Annotated in this window: 17 protein-coding genes; 9 read left to right on the forward strand and 8 right to left on the reverse strand. The window is 63.6% G+C overall.

Annotated features, from left to right (window positions below; genetic code table 11):
• Positions 1-1,235 (reverse strand): OprD family porin (locus E8F20_RS07055; RefSeq protein WP_280283127.1); only part of this gene is annotated, 1,235 nt, incomplete at its 3' end.
• 174 nt (positions 1,236-1,409) lie between these two features.
• On the opposite strand from E8F20_RS07055, the gene E8F20_RS07060 reads away from it, so the two are divergent.
• Positions 1,410-2,756: a cache domain-containing protein gene (locus tag E8F20_RS07060; RefSeq protein WP_280283128.1), complete on the forward strand. Its 1,347-nt coding sequence runs from the start codon at positions 1,410-1,412 to the stop codon at positions 2,754-2,756.
• 25 nt (positions 2,757-2,781) lie between these two features.
• A complete protein-coding gene (locus tag E8F20_RS07065; protein ID WP_028630482.1) occupies positions 2,782-3,414 on the forward strand; it encodes a response regulator transcription factor in 633 nt (210 codons plus the stop codon).
• Between the two features lie 145 nt (positions 3,415-3,559).
• Here the strand turns inward: E8F20_RS07065 and E8F20_RS07070 are convergent, their stop codons facing one another.
• Positions 3,560-5,923: a DNA polymerase II gene (locus E8F20_RS07070; protein ID WP_280283129.1), complete on the reverse strand. Its 2,364-nt coding sequence runs from the start codon at positions 5,921-5,923 to the stop codon at positions 3,560-3,562.
• A 225-nt stretch (positions 5,924-6,148) separates the two neighbouring features.
• On the opposite strand from E8F20_RS07070, the gene E8F20_RS07075 reads away from it, so the two are divergent.
• Together E8F20_RS07075 and E8F20_RS07080 are read left to right on the forward strand one after the other, a co-directional pair.
• Positions 6,149-6,379 (forward strand): hypothetical protein, encoded by a 231-nt coding sequence (locus tag E8F20_RS07075; protein WP_028630484.1) that lies wholly within the window; start codon positions 6,149-6,151, stop codon positions 6,377-6,379.
• On the forward strand, positions 6,376-6,675 hold the full coding sequence (locus tag E8F20_RS07080) for a cell division protein ZapA (RefSeq protein ID WP_028630485.1): 300 nt from the start codon (positions 6,376-6,378) through the stop codon (positions 6,673-6,675). Before E8F20_RS07075 ends, E8F20_RS07080 begins: the two co-directional genes overlap by 4 nt.
• A gap of 44 nt (positions 6,676-6,719) precedes the next feature.
• Here the strand turns inward: E8F20_RS07080 and E8F20_RS07085 are convergent, their stop codons facing one another.
• Positions 6,720-7,670: a phospholipase D family protein gene (locus E8F20_RS07085; protein ID WP_280283130.1), complete on the reverse strand. Its 951-nt coding sequence runs from the start codon at positions 7,668-7,670 to the stop codon at positions 6,720-6,722.
• 163 nt (positions 7,671-7,833) lie between these two features.
• Positions 7,834-8,319 carry a GNAT family N-acetyltransferase gene (locus tag E8F20_RS07090; protein ID WP_280283131.1) on the reverse strand — a complete coding sequence of 162 codons (486 nt, stop codon included), beginning with the start codon at positions 8,317-8,319 and terminating at the stop codon, positions 7,834-7,836.
• A gap of 118 nt (positions 8,320-8,437) precedes the next feature.
• Here E8F20_RS07090 and E8F20_RS07095 point away from each other — a divergent pair, with 118 nt between their 5' ends.
• Complete coding sequence (locus E8F20_RS07095; protein ID WP_280283132.1) at positions 8,438-9,373, forward strand: YeeE/YedE thiosulfate transporter family protein; 936 nt, start codon at positions 8,438-8,440, stop codon at positions 9,371-9,373.
• Between the two features lie 138 nt (positions 9,374-9,511).
• Here E8F20_RS07095 and E8F20_RS07100 read toward each other — a convergent pair whose 3' ends face one another.
• Positions 9,512-10,327: a type 1 glutamine amidotransferase gene (locus E8F20_RS07100; protein ID WP_280283133.1), complete on the reverse strand. Its 816-nt coding sequence runs from the start codon at positions 10,325-10,327 to the stop codon at positions 9,512-9,514.
• Between the two features lie 324 nt (positions 10,328-10,651).
• Entirely contained in the window at positions 10,652-11,566 is a 915-nt protein-coding gene (locus E8F20_RS07105; protein ID WP_280283134.1) for a LysR family transcriptional regulator, read from the reverse strand.
• A gap of 158 nt (positions 11,567-11,724) precedes the next feature.
• Here E8F20_RS07105 and E8F20_RS07110 point away from each other — a divergent pair, with 158 nt between their 5' ends.
• From E8F20_RS07110 to E8F20_RS07120, 3 genes are all read left to right on the forward strand, one after another.
• On the forward strand, positions 11,725-13,050 hold the full coding sequence (locus tag E8F20_RS07110) for a nucleobase:cation symporter-2 family protein (RefSeq protein WP_280283135.1): 1,326 nt from the start codon (positions 11,725-11,727) through the stop codon (positions 13,048-13,050).
• 37 nt (positions 13,051-13,087) lie between these two features.
• Positions 13,088-13,594, forward strand: coding sequence for a nucleoside deaminase (locus tag E8F20_RS07115; RefSeq protein ID WP_280283136.1), 507 nt, complete (start codon positions 13,088-13,090; stop codon positions 13,592-13,594).
• 264 nt (positions 13,595-13,858) lie between these two features.
• Positions 13,859-14,956: a DUF1615 family protein gene (locus E8F20_RS07120; RefSeq protein WP_280283137.1), complete on the forward strand. Its 1,098-nt coding sequence runs from the start codon at positions 13,859-13,861 to the stop codon at positions 14,954-14,956.
• Positions 14,957-15,429: 473 nt separating this feature from the next.
• Here E8F20_RS07120 and E8F20_RS07125 read toward each other — a convergent pair whose 3' ends face one another.
• The gene (locus E8F20_RS07125; RefSeq protein WP_280283138.1) at positions 15,430-17,223 is read right to left on the reverse strand and encodes an alpha/beta fold hydrolase; all 1,794 of its coding nucleotides are present in this window, start codon (positions 17,221-17,223) and stop codon (positions 15,430-15,432) included.
• A 276-nt stretch (positions 17,224-17,499) separates the two neighbouring features.
• Positions 17,500-19,446, reverse strand: a complete 1,947-nt coding sequence (locus E8F20_RS07130) for a DEAD/DEAH box helicase (RefSeq protein WP_280283139.1) — start codon at positions 19,444-19,446, stop codon at positions 17,500-17,502.
• A 231-nt stretch (positions 19,447-19,677) separates the two neighbouring features.
• On the opposite strand from E8F20_RS07130, the gene E8F20_RS07135 reads away from it, so the two are divergent.
• A complete protein-coding gene (locus E8F20_RS07135) occupies positions 19,678-21,297 on the forward strand; it encodes an acyl-CoA synthetase (protein WP_280283140.1) in 1,620 nt (539 codons plus the stop codon).
• Positions 21,298-21,306: the final 9 nt, after the last annotated feature.

Consider the following 21,306-nt stretch of genomic DNA (forward strand, 5'->3'; position numbering starts at 1 on the left):
CGGTTCTCGTCGATATCGCTACCGAAGTTGGTGGAGCGCACCGTTGCATTGCGCCATTTGACGCCGAAGTTCTTCAGCGGGCCGTCCTGGAAGACGTAGGCGATGTCCATGTTGCGTTCCCACTCCTTGCCGTCTTCGCGACCGGCACCCAGGTCGATGTTGTCACCGGACAGGTAGCGGGTCATGAAGGTCAGGCCGGGAATGCCGAGGCTGGCGAAGTTGAAGTCGTAACGGGCCTGCCAGGATGTCTCGTCCTTGTTGGCGAAGTCGCCGATCTGCACGTAGTTGACCAGGAAGGGATCGGTGCCGTTGATGTAGGCGAAGCCGGTGTCGCCACTCATGCTCTGGTAGCCGAGGCCAAAGGCGTGGCCGCCAAGGGCGTAGGTGAACATGGCGCCGAAGGCCTTGTTGTCGACGTTGCTGGAGCCTTCGTCGGTGGAGCGGGCGTAGCGCAGGTCGCTCTTCAGCGACTGCTTGTCGCCCAGCGGCAGCAGGTGGACGGCGCTGAAGAAGTGCTGTTTGTAGAACTGGTCCAGTTCGCCATAGTGGTAGCCGGTGGTGAGGCTGTCGGTCCACTTGTAGTTGGCGCCGGCGAAGTTGAACTCGTCGCTGGTGGTGCCTCTGCGGAAGCTGATGGCGCGGGCCGCCCCGCTGGTGATGGTCATGTCCTCGTAATCGGAGGAGTCACGCTGGTTGACCTGCTTGAGCTGGCCGGCATCGAAGGTGAGGCCGTCGAGCTCCATGGCGTTCAGGTGGCCGCCCTGGAAGGTCTGCGGCAGCAGGCGCGAGTCGTTGTACTGGACGACCGGCAGCTTGGGCAGCAGGGTGCCGACCTTGAGCACGCTCTTGGAAACGCGCAGTTTGGCGGTCAGGCCGAGTTCACCGTATTCGTCCTGGGCGCGGCCGGTTTCACGGTCGCGCTTGAGCAGGCCGGTGCCGGCGCGGTCGGGGCTGGAGTCGAGCTTGACGCCGAGCAGGCCGAGGGCATCGACGCCCACGCCGACGGTGCCCTCGGTGTAGCCGGATTCGTAGCGCAGGAGGAAGCCCTGGGCCCATTCCTCGGCCTTGGCCTGGGGGGCGTTTTCCTGGCGGAAGTCGCGGTTGAAGTAGAAGTTACGCAGTTCCAGGCTGGCCTTGCTGTCCTTGATGAACTCGGCCTGGGCAGGGGAGGCGACGCCGATGGCGGTGCCGGTTAGCAGGAGCAGGGAGGAACAGAGACGGCTATGTCGGGACATGTTCTTTCTCTTGTTATTGTGGAAGCGGGTGAGCTGGCGGGCCTCTTGTTGGAGGGTCAGCACAGCCGCGCAACTATTCACGGGCGAGCTGCCCATTGAAATGCGCTGTTCTACCGACCGCCGGTACGTAGAACTACCGAGCCGCTGCTCGGCAGCGCTTTGATGCGAGTGACCATGCAACTCAAATACAAGATCGTGACGCTCAGCGTTCTGCCCCTCATCGTGTCGGTGCTTTTTATTTGCGTCCTGGTGTTCGCCCAGAGCCGCAAGCTGGAGGAGGAACAGGCCAGGCTGGTGGAAAGCAGCATCATGGCTGCCAAGAAGGCCGAGCTGAAAAACTACCTGGAGCTGGCCCTGAGTCTGATCGCTCCGCTGTACCAGAGTGGACGGGACGATGAAGAGGCCCGGCAACAGGCGCTGCACATGCTGTCACGGGCGAACTTCGGCATGGACGGCTACTTCTTCGTCTACGACCGCCAGGGCAAGAATCTGATGCACCCCCGGCAGGCGAACCTGGTGGGCAAGGAGCTCATCGGCATGAAGGACAAGAACGGCCTGCCGGTCATTCAGGCGCTGCTCGACAGTGCCGAGAATGGGGATGGCTACCAGCTCTACACTTGGGAGAAGCCCTCCAACCGACAGGTGACCGAGAAGCTCTCGTACGTGGTGATGCTGGACCGCTGGGGCTGGATGCTGGGCACTGGCATTTACATCGATGATGTCGAGGTGGCGACCCTCAAATCCCGTCAGGAGGTGGCCAAGGGCGTGCTGACGACGGTACTGGCGATTGCGTCCTTCTCGTTGATCGCCGTGCTGGTGGTGTTCACCGGTGGCTTGATGCTGAACTTCACCGAACACCGCCTCGCCGACCGCAAGCTGTCCGCCCTCAACCAGCGCATCGTTCATCTTCAGGAAGAGGAGCGCTCGCGAGTATCCCGCGAGTTGCACGACGGCATCAGCCAGCAACTGGTGTCGATCAAGTTCCAGTTCGAGCTGGCCAGTCTGGAGCTGGAGAGCGGGCAGAGCAGGGGGTTGGAGAACCTGCGGACAGGCACGACACGCCTGGGCGAGGCGATTGGTGAAATCCGCCGCATCTCCCATGACTTGCGCCCGTCATTGCTGGACACCCTCGGCCTGTCGCCCGCCATCGACCAACTGGTGCGTGAATTCGAGCAGCGCACGGCGATCCGCACCCAGTACGAACGCGGGCTGGACGACGCCAGCCTCGATATGGACGTTCGCGTCACGCTGTTCCGCATCATCCAGGAGGCCCTTGGCAACATCGAGCGCCACGCGAAGGCCAGCGCCGCTATAATCTCGCTCTCCGCCAACCGGGACAGCATTGTCCTGCGGGTGGAGGACAACGGGGTGGGATTCGATCCCGGCGTGATGGATAGAAGCCAGGGAATCGGTCTGCGCAACATCAGGGAGCGGGTGGACCACCACCAAGGCGCTTTCAGTCTTTCCTCGATAACCGGCCGCACGGAATTGCAGGTCGAGATTCCCCTGCAAAGAGCTTGACGGCTCTACCCAACCAGAGGCCGTGATGAGCTTTCCCCGCCCCATCAGAATCGCGCTGATCGACGACCACGTGCTGGTGCGCGATGGCGTGAAATCCCTGCTATCGGCCATGCCGCACTTCGAGGTCGTGGCACAGGCCGAGTCCGGCGCCGAAGCGCTGGAGCTGGTGGCCTCCACCGAGCTGGACCTGCTGCTGGTGGACGTCGGCCTCAAGGACATGAACGGCCTGGAACTGACGCGCAAGCTGTGCAGCCTCTATCCGGGCATCAAGATCCTGATCCTCAGCATGTACGACAACCAGGAGTACGTGCGCACCTCCATCAACGCTGGCGCTTTTGGCTACGTGCTGAAAAACGCGCCTTCCACCGAGCTGATCGCCGCCATTGAGGCCATCGTCGCCGGCGGCAGCTTCTACAGCCCGGAAATCGCCCGCAAGCTGGCCACCAACATCCGCGACGAGAACGAGCTCACTCCCCGCGAATTGCAGGTGCTGTCGATGATCGCCAAGGGGCTGAACAACAAGGAAGTGGCGCGCGAGCTGGATATCAGCGTGCGCACGGTGGAAACCTACCGCCTCAGCATTCGCCGCAAGCTGAACATCGACACCCCCGCCGCACTGGTCAAGTACGCCCTGGAGCATGGGCTGATTTCCATCTGAACCTGATCCCGGCAACTTTCGGGCCGCGTTGATGGGTTTCGTTTCATGTTCTACCGGGACAGCGCCGTAGGATGGGTAGAGCCTGCGAAACCCATCGCTCCGTCATCGGGTTGCAGCGCTGTAGGACGGGCAGCCCAACTGCCGACTAGAACAGCACCATCTGCTTGTCGACCAGCGAGGCGAAGTCGTCCCCCACGAAGGGCAGGATGGCATCTGCAATGGGTTGCAGCTGGCGGGTGAGGTAGTGGTCGTAGTCGATGGCCGAGCGGCGCGTTTCCAGTGGCTCGGGACCATTCACGGTAATCAGGTAGCTGATCCAGCCTCCGTTCTGGTACTGGCGCGGTCGGCCCTGGCGGTCGTTGAACTCGTCGGCCATGCGCGCGGCGCGAACGTGCGGCGGCACGTTGCGGGTGTAGTCGTCCAGTTGGCGGCGCAGCCGCTTGCGATAGACCAGTTGTTCATCCAATTGTCCGGCCAGGGTGCGTTGCACGTAGTCGCGCACGTAATCCTGGTAGGGCTGGCGATTGAAGATGCGCTGGTAGAGCTCCTGTTGGAACAGCTGGGCCAGGGGCGACCAGTCGGTGCGCACGGTTTCCAGGCCCTTGAAGACCATCTCGCGGCTGCCGTCCGGACGCGCCACCAAGCCGGCGTAGCGCTTCTTGCTGCCTTCCTCGGCGCCACGGATGGTGGGCATCAGGAAGCGCTGGTAATGGGTTTCGAACTGCAGTTCCAAGGCGCATTCCAGGCCGTACTCCTGCATCAGGTGTTCGCGCCACCACTGGTTGACGTGTTGCACAAGGCTACGACCGATTCGCGTGGCCTCGTCTTCGCCATGGGGGCGCTTGAGCCAGACGAACGTGGAGTCGGTGTCGCCATAGATCACGCTGTAGCCCTGGGCTTCGATCAGCTCACGGGTGCGGCGCATGATCTCGTGACCACGCATGGTGATGGAGGAGGCCAGGCGCGTATCGAAGAAGCGGCATCCGCTGGAGCCGAGCACGCCGTAGAAAGCGTTCATGATGATCTTCAGCGCCTGGGACAGCGGCTTGTTGCCGTCGCGCTTGGCGGCCTCGCGGCCTTGCCAGACCCGTTCCACGATGGCTGGCAGGCTGTGCCGGCTGCGGGAAAAGCGGGCGCCGCGGAATCCCGGCACCGAATGCGCGTCGTCCGGCTGCTTGAGCCCCTCGATCAGGCCCACCGGGTCGATCAGGAAGCTGCGGATGATCGACGGGTAAAGGCTCTTGTAGTCCAGCACCAGTACCGACTCATAAAGGCCGGGACGCGAGTCCATGACAAAGCCGCCGGGACTGGCTTCCGGTTTCTTCTCGCCGAGGTTGGGGGCGACGAAGCCCTGGCGGTGCATCAGCGGCAGGTAGAGATGCGTGAAGGCCGCCACCGAGCCGCCGCTGCGATCGGTGGCCAGGCCGGTAACCGTGGCGCGCTCCAGCAGGAAGTGGAGCAGTTCGGTCTTTTCGAAGATGCGGGTGACCAGCTCGCAGTCCTTGAGGTTGTAGCGCGCCAGGGCGGGCTTGTCCTCGGTGAACATGCGGTTGATCTCGTCCATGCGCTGGTAGGGCGTGTCGATCGCCTTGCCTTCGCCGAGCAAGGTCTGGGCCACGTTTTCCAGGCTGAAGGACGGAAAGCTCCAGGTGGCCGAGCGCAGTGCCTCGATGCCGTCGATGATCAGCCGCCCGGTGGCTTCGGCGAAGTAGTGATTGTTGCCGCTGCCATGCTCGCGCCAGCCCATGGGGTCGCCGTCGCGGCCCAGGCGCAGCGGTACCTTCAGCTGCTCGGCATGGGCTTGCAGCACCCGCAGGTCGAACTGCACCAGGTTCCAGCCGATGATGGCGTCCGGGTCATGCTTGGCGAGCCACTGGTTCAGCGCTTCCAGCAGCTCGGCGCGGCTGTCCCGGTAGTCGAGCTGGAAATCGATGTCGCTGGCGTCGCCGTTGGCTGGGCCGAGCATATAGACCTGCCGTTGGCCGCAGCCTTCCAGCGCGATGGAATAGAGTTCGCCGCGCTCGGTGGTTTCGATATCCAGGGACACCAGCTTGAGCTGTGGGCGGTAGTCGGGAGTCGGTTTGAGCTGGGCATCCAGCAGCCGGCCACTGGCATCCGGGGTGCCGCCGAAGAGCACGGGCGCGGTGATGAAACGCTCCATCAGGTAGCGCTCCGGCGGACGGATATCCGCTTCGAAGACATCCACGCCAGCCTTGCGCAAGGCCTTGTCCAGGCGCATCAGCTGGCGGTACTGCTTGCAGTAGAGGCCGAGCACCGGGCGGTGCTGGAAATCGCAGAGGGCGAGGGGGCGCAGTTCCACGTCTTGTTCGGCCCGCAGCAGGGGCTCAGCACGCTCGCGCTGCTCGGCAGGAATGAAGGCCACCGACGTCTGGACGGGCAGGCGAATCTGTCGCGGGCCGGCGTCAGTGGCCAGCCAGAATTCGACTTCCGTTCCCTCGGGCGTGTCCCGCCAATGCCGGGTCAGGACGAAGCCTTGCTGTAAATCCACGACTGAAACCTCGGAACCTTTCTTCACTGCGGGATTCTACTCGTCATCGTTCCGCTGCGTGCGGCGGACGAGGTGCTGCTCATGGTGTCTGATTGACATGAAGAGAATGAGCTAAGCCATTGAATTGACAGCATACGGTCTGTCTGAGCAAGACTATTTTATCTGGCCAGCAAGGGGGCTTTTCTTTATGCTCCGCGGCCATTTTCATCCGTCCGGGAGACGATCATGCTGGACAATACCCTCGTACAACTCGAACAGCTCGTCGGTGAGCTGCTGCAACAGAACCAGGCCATCGCCGACGACAACGCGCGCATCCGTGCCGAGCTGCGCAAGGTCCGCGAAGAGAATGACAGCCTGCAACTGGCCGCGATGGAGCAGGAAGAGAAGCACAGCGCCACCGCGGAGCGCCTGCAGGCACTGGTTCGCCGCGTCAGTGAGAGCCGCGCCAGCGCATGAACAGAGACGGCATCCGCGTGCTGCGCATCCTCGGGCGCGAGTACAGCATCAAGGCGCCACCCGGTGAGGAGCAGGTGCTGCGGGATGCGGCTGCGATGCTGCAGGCGGAGATCGCCGCCAACAACAAGAAATTCCCCTACGTTACCGGCAGCGAGCTGGTGGTGCTTTCCGCGCTCAACCTATGCGCGCGCCAGTTGAACGCCGGCGACAATCCCCAGGATGAGGCCGACGTTACCCAGCGCCTGGCCGTGCTCAATCGGCGCATTCGCGAGCAACTGGACAACGCTGGCAACTGACCCAAGGGTGGAAATTCACAATGTGGATTTCCACCCACCGGGGGTCACTGGATGACGCGCAGGATATCGGCGCGGTTGATCTCGGTGCGACCGTCTTCGTACCACGCCGGAATGGCATCCTTGAGCAGTTCCTTGTCGCCATCCAGCTTGAACGGCTGGGTGTAGCGCTTCTTGCGGTAGGCATAGATGTAGTAGGTGCCTTCGCGATAGAGGATGCGGTCGAAGGTGTAGAAGCCGATGTGCGAGCCGTTGCAGCGCGCGGTCAGCACCACGTCGCCTTCCTCGTAGGGCAGGGCGCCCTCGGCGCATTCATAGGTGAAGAACTCGCGAACATCGTCCCAGGCCACGCCGTCGCTGCTGGACTTGAGGTGGTTGCGCGCCTCGTCTTCGGATTGCGGCGAGTGGTCGCTGTACCAGATGAACAGCGGGATGCTCTGGTTGATGTCGTCGCCCAGCCAGCCTTCGCTGTCCAGGTACTCGGCGGTGCGCGCCAGGCCGGCCTGCATGCGACGGTGGTTCTGCTTGTAGCTGTCCAGTGCATCTTCGAAGGCCTGCGAATGGCTGCAGGCCATCACGCCGTCGATGGCCTTCAGTGCCTGGACTCGCGTCAGGTAGGCATCGTACAGGGCCGCATCGGTGATCACGGTACAGGTATCGCGCACCAGGCTGACGCCCACCTGGGTCAGGTTGGCGCTGCCGACTATCACCACATCCGGCTCGATCAGGTACAGCTTCCAGTTCACGCTTGCCTGGTAACGGAAGTCCACCGACAGGGCCAGGTCAGGATTGGACTCGTTGAGGCAATGCTCGATGAAGTCGGGGGACGTCAGCGAGTTGATGCTGCCGACGATGATGTCCAGCTGGTTGCCATTCTCGATCATCTGGTCGATCAAGGGTTCGGTGCCGCTGGCGAAGGCCGAAACTATCGTGATCTTCTTTCCGTTCAGTTCGCCCAGATAGGTTTCAAGGCTGTCTTCGTAATCCAGAATTTCCATACAGTCTCCAGCGACATCGACTCTGCAATTTCGTCATTTTCGCACAGGCGATGCCATAAGCCAGCGTCCGAATTGCTCTGCGGACCCGCTGCATGGCTCGGACGTCTGTCGTGCAGCCCGGGGCGCGAGGCTCCGGGGCAGGAATGCGCGGGAAATGGTCGCTTCAATCGTTGCTTTCGGCGAATTCGCGCAGGGCATCGCCGTCCAGCCGGTAGCGCACCCATTCGTCCTGGGGCAGGGCGCCGATGGCGCGATAGAAGTCGATGGCCGGTTGGTTCCAGTCCAGCACGCTCCATTCCAGGCGGCCGCAGTCGTTGGCGCGGGCTTCGCGGCCGATTTCTCGCAGCAGGCGGCGACCGGCGCCGATGCCGCGTTGCTCCGGAGTGATATAGAGGTCTTCCAGGTAGATGCCATTGCGGCCCAGCCAGGTGGAGTAGCTGTAGAAGTACACCGCGTAGCCGATCGGCTGGTCGTCGAGCAGGCACATCAGGGCGCGGGAGGGTGCGTTGTCGGCGAACAGGGTGCGGCGAATGTCTTCGACGCTGGCGATGACCTCGTGGCCGGCACGCTCGTAGACCGCCAACTCGGTGATGAAATCGAGAATCTGTTGCGCGTCTTCAGGCTGGGCGGGGCGGATCGAGAGGGGCACTGTGACTCTCCATGGGCAGTTGAGGCGGCCATGCTAGTGCCTTTGACGGTCCGCATGAAGCGTCTGCCGAATCGCTCGCTAAGCTTGAGGGAGTACCCGGCCTGCGGAGGGCGAGGGCGTGATACTGCTGGCGAGCGTTCTCCTGGCCCTGTTGATGGGCTATGCCGTGCAGCGCGGTGGCACCTGCCTGGTGGCCGCGCTGGAAGAGGCCGTGAACAAGGGCCATTGGGCGCGCTTCCGGGCATTGCTGGAGACTTCGCTCTGGGTGCTCGGCGGCTTCGTCCTGCTGCGCGCTTTCGATCGCCTGCCCATGGTGCCCATGGGCTATTCGTTGCATTGGCATGCTGCGCTGGGCGGGGCCTTGTTGGGTATCGGGGCGTTCCTCAACGGGGGGTGCGCCTTTGGCGTGGTGGCGCGGATCGGCTCCGGGCAATGGGCCTGGTTGGCGACGCCGCCGGGCTTTCTCGCCGGCTTTGCCCTGGCCGGACGCAGCCAGGCAATGACGTCGGCCATGCCGGTGGCCATTCCGGACTGGTTGCAACAGGTTCCCATCGGCCTGGTGCCGCTGATCATCGCGGCGCTGGTGGCACGTCTGGGCTGGCTGGCCTGGAACCGGCACAACGGTTCGGCGAATGCGTCCATCTGGTCGCCGCACCACGCCACTATCGTCCTCGGGGTTGCCTTCTTGCTGCTGTTCGTCTGCGTGGGCGCCTGGGCCTACACCGACATACTTGCCGAACTGGGCACCGGACGTTTCATGGAGCTGGGCCTGCGCGGCGTGCTGCTGCCGGTGATGTTCGCCGGGGCGCTGCTGGGCGGCTGGACGGCTGGCCTTTGGGAGCATCGCTGGCCTACGCCGCGGGCGCTGCTGAAGTGTTTCTGTGGCGGGGTGCTGATGGGCCTTGGCGCCACCCTCGTACCCGGTGGCAATGACAGCCTGATCCTGTTCGGCATGCCGCTGCTCTGGCCGAATGCCTGGCTGGCCTTCGCCAGCATGTGCGTGGTGGTGGTGAGCTCACTCTGGTTGGTGCGGCTGCAGAAAGGGCGTGCGTAATGGAGCAGCGAACATCGCCTGTGCCAGACGAACCCATTCCCGGATTGCATCCGGGCTACGTTTGAGAACGGAGGGTTAGGGATTCGATAAAAAAGCCCGGCGATTGAGGCCGGGCTTCTTCTTTCGACGGTTGCAGACTCAGGCAGCGTGATCGAACGCCTTGCCCTTGGCCTTGCGCTCCACCTGCTTGCGGCAGGCTTCGCCAAAGGCTTCGAAGATCTTCACCGAATCGGGGTTCTTCGCCGCCTGCCATTCCGGGTGCCACTGCACCGCGAAGAGGAAGGGCGACAAGTTCGGCGCGTGGATGGCTTCCACCAGGCCGTCTTCAGCGCGGGCGATCGCCTCGATGCCTTTGCCGAGGGTTTTCAGGCCCTGGCCGTGCAGCGAGTTGACGCGGATTTCATCTGTGCCCAGCACCTTGTGCAGCCAGCTGTTCTGCTGAATGCGCACGCTGTGCGCCGGCGCGTACTGGACGTCTACCGGGTCTTCAGTGTTTTCGCGGTGGTCATTGAAGCCGGGCTCGGCGTAGACCTTCTGGTACATGTCGCCGCCCAGGGCGACGTTGATTTCCTGCATGCCACGGCAGATGCCGAAGATCGGCAGTCCGCGTGCGAGGGCAGCACGAATCAGGGGCAGGTCGAAGAGGTCGCGATCCTTGTCCTGGCCTTTCTCCGGAGTCAGGTTTTCCTGGCCGTAGAGCGCCGGGTCGATGTTGCTGCCGGCACCGGTGAGGTAAACGCCGTCAGCCATATCGAGGTACTGCTCGAGGTCTTCGGTGCCGCAGCATGTGGGCACGAGGACGGGTACACATTCGGAGATTTCTACCAGCGGGACGATGTACTTGTGGGTCATCACCTGGTAGTCGTGGCCCTTGCGTTCCTGGGCGCCCATGGACATCAGGACGACCGGTTTACGAGTGGTCTGTTTCTTATTGCCAATGTTGCTGTTGGACATATTTCACCTTGGGACAGGCTCAGCCTATCGTTGCTGTGCAGGCGCGCCAGTGAGGGTTAGCGCTACCTGAGATCCCGAGCACTGCCGGCTATCGGCGGGGCGATTTCCGGTCGAGACCTGCTATATAGCCTGCCAGAGCCGTTTAATATGTCAAACGATGTCGACGGAAAACGTAAAAAATATTGGCCGATTTTTATCGGTTTTTCATGCATAACTAATTGATTTATAAAGATAAGTTTGCCTGTAAGAAAATATTTTTAGGTTCAGCATCCAGAACGAGTGTTCAGAATGCTGGGCTTTCATGCCGGGTGGGGAAGTCCCGTCCTAGAGCGTCGTCGCCTTGCCCTGGCGGTCCAGCTCAAACACCTTGTTGCGCATCAGCCGCTCCCTGAGCCAGCGCTTGGCCTTGCCGCGCCCCTGCCGGCGCGGCCAGAGCAGGTCCACGCCCACCAGCCAGTCTGTGTGCGGATAGGCTTCCAGTTGCAGTTCGACCAGGTCGCCGTTGGCCAGGTCCCGATGGATCAACTGACGGGGCAGGGTTGCCCAGCCGACGCTCGCGCGCACCATTTCCAGCAGCGCCATATAGCTCTCCGCTTGCCATAGCCGGGTCGCGCGCAGGTATTCGCTGCTGGGCAGTTTGCTGGCATGCGCGCTGAAGGCCAGACGGCGGTGGGCATGAAGGTCGGCGAAGCGGACCCGAGGGAGCTGTGCCAGCGGATGCCCGGGGTGGGTGACGTGGACCATGATCAGCTTGCCCAACTGCTGGAACTCTAGCTCTCGCGGGTATTCCGGTTGGGAAAAGGCGATGCCCATCTCCACCTCACCCTTCTGCACCATGCCAGCCACATCGCCGTGTACCGGGTGACGGACGATCAGGTCCACATAAGGAAAAGCCTGCTCGAACTCGCAGAGCACCGGCATCACGGTGTTGTAGGGCACCTCAATGGCCAGGGTCAGGCTGGGCTCGGTTTCCTCCGTCAGGCTGTCGGCATGACCTTCCAGCGCCAGGCAGCGCTCCAGCACGGCTTCGGCTTCCAACAACAGCTTCTGACCCGCGGCGGTCAATGTCGGGATACGCGTTGAGCGGTCGAACAACTCGACGCCAAGGTCCGTTTCCAGGTTGGCGATGGCGGCACTCACGGTGGACTGCGTGCGCCCCAGCCTGCGCGCAGCTGCAGAGAAGGAGCCTGCCTGCGCAGCGGTTACCAGCACCTGCAGCTGATCCAGTGAAAACCTCATCATGCCTGTCCTTTCATCCATCGATGGAGACGATGGTTATTCATTTGGTCCATCGCTATCAAGTGGGGAGTATGGCGCCCAACCAGCACTGCCTCCTCGAATCGCTGGGCAACCCAAACCTCATAACAAGAACACGTTGCTTCCCAGGAGAATCCCCGATGAGCCATCCCCATCCCGTGGACCAGTTGCTTCCCGTCCGCCAACTCTTCACCTACGGCCTGCAGCACGTGCTGGTGCTCTATGCGGGCGCTGTGGCCGTTCCCCTGATCCTCGGCAGCGCCCTGGGTCTGACGTCTGCCCAGATCGTTCTGCTGATCAATGCCAACCTCCTGACCTCCGGTATCGCCACCCTGATCCAGACCCTCGGTTTCTGGCGTTTCGGCGCGCGTCTGCCGCTGGTGCAGGCCTGCTCCTTCATCGCCCTGGCGCCGATGGTGATGATCGGCAAGTCCTACGGGTTGCAGGAGGTGTTCGGTGCGGTGATCGCCGCCGGGGCCATCACGATTGCCCTGGCGCCGGTGTTCAGCCGTCTGTTGCGCTTCTTCCCGCCGGTGGTGATCGGCAGCCTGATCACCATCATCGGTATCTCGCTGATGCCGGCCGCGGCCATCTGGTTCGGGGGCGGCAACCCCGGCGCGGAGGATTTCGGCAAGCCGGCCAACCTGCTGTTGGGGCTGGCGACTGTAGCCATCACGTTGGTGGTCCACGCTCGGTTTTCCGGCTTCGTCGGTAACCTCAGCGTGCTGATTGGGCTGTTCGCCGGCAGCCTGATCGCTGCCGCATGCGGCATGACCGACTTCAGCCGGGTAGGGGAGGCGGACTGGTTCGAACTGTCCGCGCCGATGGCCTTTGGCGCACCGCAGTTCTCGCTCACGCCCATCCTGATCATGACCCTGGCGATGCTGGTGATCATGGCCGAGACCACCGGCAACTGCCTGGCCATCGGCAAGCTCACCGGTCGCGCCATCACCCCGCGCACCTTGGGCGATGCGTTCCGCGCCGACGGCCTGTCCACCATGATCGGCGGCCTGTTCAACAGCTTCCCCTACAACGCTTTCACCCAGAACACCGGTCTGATCGCGCTCTCCAACATCAAGAGCCGCTTCGTGGTGGCGGCTGCCGGTGGCCTGATGATCCTCATGGGCCTGTTTCCCAAGCTGGGCGCCCTGATCGCCGCGGTCCCCACGCCTGTGCTGGGCGGCTGCGCCATCGTGATGTTCGGCATGACCACGGTAGCCGGCATCCAGGAGCTGTCGCGGGTGCGCTTCGACGGTACTCGCAATGCCCTGGTGGTGGCGGTGTCCGTGAGTGTGGGCGTGCTGCCGATGTCCTTCCCGGCGCTCTTCGAGCACTTCCATGGCGCCCTGCGCCTGGTGCTGGAGAGCGGCATCTTCCTCGGCGCGGTGAGCGCCATCGTCCTCAACCTCCTGCTCAACCGGGAGGAAACCGCCAGCCAGGGCGACACCGCCGAGCTGGCCGACTGATTCGCGCATTCGCGCCTTTACTGCCAAGGAGTCATCGATGACCTTCAGCAATCTCGTTCCCACCGGAACCAGTGACCTCGATCTGGAGTTGCTGCGCCTCTCCATTCGCCTTTCCGAAGAGTCCCGCGAGCGCGGTCGCCACCCATTCGCCGCGTTGGTGGCCGACCGCAACGGCAAGGTGATCGCTCAGGCCGGCAACAACTCCATGCCGCCGGAAGGCGACCCGACCCAACATGCCGAACTGGTCGCTGTCGCCCTGGCGGCCAAGGTGCTGAGTCCCGACGAGCTGGCTCATTGCACCCTCTATACCAGCGCCGAACCCTGCTGCATGTGTGCCGGTGCGGTGTATTGGACCGGCATCGGGCGGGTGGTCTACGCGTTGTCGGAACACGCGCTGCTGGGTTTGACCGGTGCCCATCCGGAGAACCCGACCTTCTCTCTGCCGTGCCGCGAAGTGTTCGCGCGCGGCCAGCGCGAGGTCGAGGTGCTGGGGCCGATGCTGGAGTCCGAGGCCGCCACCGCCCACGACGGCTTCTGGTCGTGAGAGACCGCCTCTCCATTTACCTGGACGGTGTGGCCAGAGGCTGTGTGGCAGAACGCCTGGCGCTCCATTGCCGTCCTTCGTAGGGCGTGTTCGAGCGACGCGAAGCCCAACGTTGCGTGACTCTGATCGGTCACCGACGTTGGGCCGCGCTGCGCTCGGCGCCAACCGACAAGAACCCGCGCTCTTGCCTTGTGCAAACCATTTCCCACAGTGGCTGTCTTTCATGCCATGTTTTCCCGGCATGAACCGCAAGGCAGCCCCTTCATGAGCAAGCTCGTCACACGATTCGTCATCATTGCCACGCTTTTGACCCTGGCCGCGTGCGGCACCCGGGGACCAGAGGAACCGGTACTGCGGCCCGCTGAGGTGCGCGCCAAGGTGGCCAGGTTGATGCCGTCCAGCGTGGCGGATCGCCAGGGTTGGGCTGCCGATATCCAGGCCGCCTTCGCCGCCCAGGACATCCCGCCCACTAACAGCAACCTGTGCGCCGTTCTGGCGGTCACCGAGCAGGAATCCACCTATCAGGTCGACCCGCCGGTGCCAGGGCTGGCAAAGATTGCCCGGCAGGAAATCCAGCGCCGCGCCAGCCGCGTGCATGTGCCGGCGTTCCTGGTGAGTTCTGCGCTGAAACTCGATTCACCCAATGGCAAGACCTATGAGCAGCGTCTCAACCGTGTGCGCACGGAAAAGGAACTGAGTGTGATTTTCGACGACTTCATCGGCATGGTGCCCTTGGGTCAGAAGCTGTTCGGCAACTTCAACCCGGTGCATACCGGCGGCCCGATGCAGGTGAGCATCGCCTTTGCCGAAGCCAATGCGCAGGGCTATCCCTATCCGGTCAAGGGCTCCATCCGCCAGGAGGTGTTCACCCGGCGCGGCGGTATGTACTTCGGTATCGCCCACCTGCTGGGCTATCCGACCCATTACCCGAAGCCGCTGTACCGCTTCGCCGACTTCAACGCCGGCTGGTACGCCAGCCGCAATGCGGCCTTCCAGAATGCCGTGAGCCTCGCCTCGGGAATTCCCCTGGCACTGGACGGCGACCTGGTCATCCACGGCTCGAGCAAGGCGGGCTCCACTGAACTGGCGGTACGCGCCTTGCGGAAGTCGCTGGACCTCAGCGACTCCGCGATTCGCCGCGCGCTGCTCAAGGGCGACAGCCTGGCGTTCGAGGAAACCGACCTTTATGAGCGGGTCTTTGCCTTGGCCGACAAGGTCGAGCGACGCAAGCTGCCGCGAGAAGTGATGCCGGGCATCGACCTGAAGAGCCCGAAGATCACCCGCAAGCTCACCACCGAGTGGTTCGCCAAACGGGTGGATGAGCGTTATCAACGTTGCATGAAGCGCGCCTCGGCGACGTGAGGCCGCGCTTCAGCGCCAGGCGCATGGGGGCCGAGCGGCACCGGCGCTGAGTACATAGACGATTCGGGTTGGGAATGCCGTCGGTAGTTCCCGCCTTCGCCGTCGAGTGCGCGTGGCTCAGTACTTGATATCCCGAGCTCTCTCCCGCCCTTGCTGTTTGGTCTGCCGCTTATCTTGCCTGCACTGGGGGTTGCTTTGCTGATCGGCTGCGCGACAGTCCTGCTTTATCTGTCGTGCATCCTGACGGGTTTCCTGCCTGACATCTCGCGCGGCACGACGTTGTTGACCCTGCTCTGTAGCCCAGGATGTTCCTGCCACGGTCATCAGGAATATCGCGGCTACCAAGGCAGGTAGGCGAAGAATAGGCATGAGATGACCTCCTGTAGCCGAGGTGGCTTAACTACAAGTACAGCTGATTTCCCATTCGTTTGCCGCTGGGCCGAGAAACGGAGCGTGCAAGCGGGCGTCCCGCCTCAACGCTCCATCACATAGGTTCCGGGCGCGGGGCAGAGCGGAGGGTACTTGCGTGAGCCCAGCTTCTTCGGCGCTGGCAGGCTGTCGCCTGAGCGTTGTTGAATCCACTCCCGCCAATGGGGCCACCAACTGCCTTGCTGGCGTTCGCCGGCGTTCTGCAGCCAGGTTTCCGGATCGTCGGCAGCAGCAGGCGCCGCATAGAAGAACGACTTGGGATTGCCCGGCGGGTTGACCAGGCTCTGCAGGTGGCCGGCGTTGGACAGTACGTAGGTGGCGTCCGCGCCGAACAGGCGGGCCGTGCCATAGCAGCCTTGCCAGGGCGTGATGTGGTCGGTGGTGCCGCCAATCACATAGGCGCCGACCTCCACTTGGGTCATGTCGATCGATTCGCCGGCAATCTCCAGGGTGCCCGGGTTGCTGTAGGGGTTGAGTTGCACCAGGTCGAGGTAGTCCGCGTGCAACTGTGCCGGTAGCCGCGTGGTGTCGTTGTTCCAGGCGAGGATGTCGAAGGCCGGCGGCTTGTTGCCCAACAGGTAGTTGTTGACCCAATAGTTCCAGATCAGGTCGTTGGGGCGCATCCAGGCGAACATGCGTGCCATGTCCTGGCCGCTCAGCACGCCCTTGCGCCGCGAGCTGGCCTTGGCCGCGCGCAGGGCAGCCGGGGTGGTGAAGAGGCCGAGCGTGGTGTCGTCCAGTGCCGAGGGCATGTCGAGCACGCACACAGCCCAGCTGGTGTTGGCCACCTTGTGACCTTCACCACGGGCTGCCAGCCAGCCGAGGTAGGCCGCCAGGGTGATGCCGCCGGAGCAGGAGCCCCACATGTTCACGTCCGCGCTGCCGGTTACCTGGCGCGCCACGTCCACGGCCTGGTCGAGGCACAGGGCGTAGTCGGACAGGCCCCAATCGCGGTGTTCGCTGGTGGGGTTGCGCCAGCTGATGACGAACAGGTTCACGCCGCTGTCCTGGATCCACTTGATCAGGCTCTTTTCCGGCGCCAGGTCGATGGCGTAGTACTTGTTGATCTGCGGCGGTGACATCACCAATGGCCGCGCGTAGGTGTTCGCGGTGGTCGGCGCGAACTGCAGCAGCTCGAACATCTCGTTGCGGAACACCACCTCGCCTTTGGCTGTGGCGATGTTCTCTCCCACCTTGAATGGCGTGCTGTCGACCTGTGCCGGGAGTCCCCGGTTGTTCAGCAGGTCCTGGGTGAACTGTCGAACGCCCTTGGCCAGGCTCATGCCTCCCGTATCGACCAACTTGCGCAGGGCGGCGGGATTGGTCAGGGGCGAATTGCTCGGCGACAGGGCATCGGCCAGCAGCGACGCGACGAACTGGGCCCGGCTTTTCTCCATGGGAGCAAGATCGGTGGACTCGATGAAGCGAGTGAACTCGCTCTGGCCGGCCAGATAGCTTTGCAGCAGGGCACGCAAGAGAAAATTGGATTGCCAGGCCGGATCGGCGAAGCGCTTGTCCCTGGGGTCTGGCGCAACGCTCGACGTACCCCCGACGATGGCGCGCAACTCCTTCAGGTAACCCCCGAGGTGGTAGCCGGCCTTGAGCGGCGATTTGCCCAGGGCCTTGAGCAGGTAGCCGGTAGAGCTGGCCAGGTCCGCTGCGCGTACGCTGACCAACGGGTTGCCTGCCAGAGTCTGGTTCGCTGCCGTGCCGATCAGCTCGTGCTGCTCGGTGTTCTGCGGGAGGTCGGCGTCCTTGCGGGTGCGGCGGGTTCGGCCTGCTGCTGGAAGTCGCTTGGCGGTTGTTGCGGTCTGGCTCGATCGAGGGGATTTGCTCATTACGACTCTCATGTTCCCGGGCAAGGAACCCTGCTTGCGTTGAAGAGCATCGACTCTAGGCGGCGCGCCGACCGGAAGCCTTGCATCGCACGACAGCGGTTTTTCATTTCATGACATCGGCAGCGTTGGCCGACGGGTTGTGGGGGTAGCCCCCGACGGCAAATCGTCGAGGCTATTTCAATCAAGGGGCCGGGAGGGATGGAGGGAGGGAGCAGGATGCAGGATGCAGTTAAGCGAAGCGGTACCCGTCAACGGTGGTCGACGGGACCACCCGTCTTAACCGCGGCGTGCAAATATTTGCGTCGCTCCCTGCACCTTGTTGGTGTACCAGATCACCCGGCTTACGCCCCGCGTAATGGCCACATAGGCCAGGCGCAGGCTCTCGTCCTGCATCGCCTGGTCGTAGCTGTTGCGGAAGAAGCCCGAGTAGGCGTAGAGCGCATTGCGCAGCGGGTGTTTCTCCGGGGGCATGCAGTCGTCGACGATGATTGCCACCTCCGCCTGCAAGCCCTTGGCGCGGTGAATGCTGTAGGCCCGTACCGGCAGCGTCGAATCCAGTTGCGCCTGGATTTGCCGCAACGGTTCATTGCGCCGGCTCAGTACCAGCACGGCATTGCGGTCGGCACTGGCGCGGCTGGCGACGTGTGTGCACTGCGCCTGGATCTCCTTCACCAGTTCCGGCAGGCGCGCCTTGAGGTCGAAGCGGGTCACCAGCTTCACCCCATGGTCACCCGGTTGCATGGCCTTGAACGCCTTGCTCGCTTTGGTTTGCTTGAAGGCCACGCCGTCCAGCACCGCCTCGCCGTCGCGCAGCACCGGCTCGATGGAGCGGTAGTTGGTTTCCAGCATCAGCACGGTGCTTTTCTTCGTCTTGCCCTTGCTGGGGAAGTGTTTGTCGAAGTCCATGAACAGCTCCGGCGAGCTGCCGCGCCAGCCGTAGATGGACTGCCAGTCGTCGCCGATGGCCATCAGGCTGACTGCCTCGCCGCGGCGCGCCAGGCTGCGATGCAAGGCCTGCAGCCACTGGACGATCTGCGGCGAGATGTCCTGAAACTCGTCGATCAGCAAATGGCAGAAGGGCATCAGGGCCTCGTTGGGCACGCTGTCGCCCTTGGCCAGGACTTCACCCAGGCGCTGGAAAGCGGCGTTGAAGGTCATCAACCCCTGCTCCCTGAGCCGCTCGTCGAAGTACTTCCAGAACTGCACCTGGGCTTCGACGAAGGTGCGCTCACGTGGGGAGCAACTGAGCTCGTGTGGTTTCAGCTGGTCGAGGCGTATGCCGATGCTCTCCATGAACCCGGCCTGCGCATGGAAGGCTTCGAACAGCGGTAGCGAGGTGAACTCGCCGGCCAGTTTGAAGCCTTCCAGCGGCGCCTTGGGAATTTGCGGCGGCTGCCCTTCGGCGGGGGCGGGCAGGGGCGGCAGGTCCAGCAGGCTGTGTACCCGCTCGCGGAAGGTGGCGTCCGCCGTGTAGCACGCCTGATAGGCCTGTTGCAGCAGGCGCTGCTGGGCAGGGCGCAGGCGACCGGCGAGCAGCGGGTTGTCCAGCTCGCCCGCCGTGGCTTCATCCAATTGCTCGAACCAGCGCGGGTTACCCAGCAGCTCCTTGGCCAGGGTGCCCATTGCCGAGTGGAAGGTGCGTACGCACTGGCGCGCCTGGGCCGCGTCGAAGGGGAATTGCCAGAAGGCCAGGACCTTCAGCAGTTGCTCGCGCAACTGGGCGCAGGAGGCGTTGGTAAAGGAAATGACGGTCAGCTTCTCCGGCGCCACGCCCATATGGCAAAGCATGAACACCACCCGCAGCACCAGGGTGGTGGACTTGCCGGAACCCGCTCCGGCGAAGATGCGGGTGAGCGGGGCGCGGCCAAGGATCATCGCCCATTGCTCGTCTGAGGGCGCGCTCACCACGCCGACGGCCACCGCCTGGGCAACCCGTGCGCGCATGGCCTCTGCCTGCGCATCCGTCACCTTCATTCTGGCGCCGCTGTAAATACCGTCGTCATTGGCTGGGCGCGGTTTGGCGGGGCCGTCGCCAGCAGCGGTCTTACGGGTGCCACCGGCCTTGGCTTTAGCGGCGGTGGCGGGTTTCTTTGCCCGGGGTTTCGGCTTTCTGAGCTGGGCGGCCGCTTCGTTCTCGGCGCGCAGGTATTCAGTGGTTCGTGGGAAGTAACGCGCCAAGGCCCCCGACAGCAGCGACTTGTAGCGTTTCACAGCAGACAGCATGGGTTGATCCCTGTAACCACGACAAAGCGCGGAATCATAAGCGCTTTTGCGCGAAGACTGGATGATGGCGGATTGCTGTCGACCAAGCCGGGGCGGCTGGGACTCTCGCACAGGGATGGCTCGTCCCTGTCAAATTCGCTCACCCAGGTTGATGCCTTTCGACATTGCCGCCACCGGCCCCCGGCGCGACCATCCCGGCACTCCAACAAAAACAACCTGGGAGGCCACCCGATGCGCGATTACTTCACCGCTGCCCGCGAATTCGATTACGCCAGCGCCGCTTCCAACGCCCTGGCCGGGGAGCTCGACGCGCTCAACGCCTGTGTCGAATGCTGCGATCGCCATGCCGATTCGGGGCGCGTCGCCCTGGTCTGGGAAGGGCGCAACGGTGAACGGGCCACCTGGACCTTCGCCCAGCTCAAGGACGCCGCCGCGCGCTTCGCCAATTTCCTGCAGGCCCGTGGCGTGCGCCCCGGGGACTGCGTTTCGGGCTTGCTGCCACGTACCCCGGAGCTCCTGATCACCATTCTCGGCACCTGGCGTGCCGGTGCCGTCTACCAGCCCCTTTTCACCGCCTTCGGGCCCAAGGCCATCGAGCACCGCGTCCAGGGTGCTGGCTCGAAGCTGGTGGTGACTGACCTGGCCAACCGTTCCAAGCTGGACGAGGTAGGGGGGGCACCGCCGGTTCTGACCGTCGGCGAGGATTTCTGGCGCGAGCTGGAGCTTCAGCCGGACAGCTTCGAGCCGGTGTTGCGCAAGGCGTCCGATCCGTTCCTGCTGATGTTCACATCCGGCACCACCGGCCTGGCAAAGCCGCTGTCCGTGCCGCTCAAGGCCATCGTCGCCTTCGTCAGCTACATGCGTGACGCGGTGGACCTGCGCCCCGAGGACCGATTCTGGAACCTTGCCGATCCGGGCTGGGCCTACGGCCTCTACTACGCGGTGACCGGTCCGCTCGCCATGGGCCATGCCACCACCTTCTACGAAGGCGGGTTCACCGTTGAAAGCACCTGCCGCATCATCCGCGAGTACGGCATCACCAACCTGGCCGGCTCGCCGACCGCCTACCGCCTGCTGCTGGCTGCACGCGACGAGGTAGAGGGCGCCATCAAGGGCAGCCTGCGCGCCGTCAGCAGTGCCGGCGAGCCCCTCACGCCAGAAGTGATCCGCTGGTTCGCCGAAGGCCTGGGTTGCACCATCCATGACCACTACGGGCAGACCGAACTGGGCATGGTGCTGTGCAACCACCATGCGCTGGAGCACCCGGTGCGCCTGGGGGCAGCCGGCTTCGCCATGCCCGGTCACCGCGTGGTGGTGCTGGACGAGCAGCACCGCGAGCTGCCCTGCGGCCAGCCCGGCATCCTGGCCCTGGACATGTCGCGTTCGCCGCTGTTCTGGTTCCCCGGCTATCAGGGCATGGCCACCAAGGCGTTCGTCGGTGACTACTATCTGAGTGGTGACACCGTGGAGCTGAACGAGGACGGCAGCATCAGCTTCGTCGGCCGTTCCGACGACGTGATTACCACGTCCGGCTATCGGGTCGGCCCCTTCGATGTGGAGAGCGCGCTGATCGAGCATCCGGCCGTGATCGAGGCCGCGGTGATCGGCAAACCCGATCCGGAGCGCACCGAACTGGTCAAGGCCTTCGTCGTGCTGCACGCCGGCTACACTGCCGACGCCACCCTGTCCGAGGCACTGCAGCAATACGTTCGCAAGCGCCTGTCCGCCCATTCCTATCCGCGCGAAATCGAGTTCGTCGCGGAATTGCCCAAGACCCCGAGCGGCAAGATCCAGCGCTTCCTCCTGCGTAACCAGGAGATCGCCAAGGCCCAAGCAGCCGCCGCTCACTGATCCGAAGGA

It is taken from the genome of Pseudomonas sp. BN415, assembly GCF_029871195.1.
Lineage (GTDB): Bacteria > Pseudomonadota > Gammaproteobacteria > Pseudomonadales > Pseudomonadaceae > Metapseudomonas > Metapseudomonas resinovorans.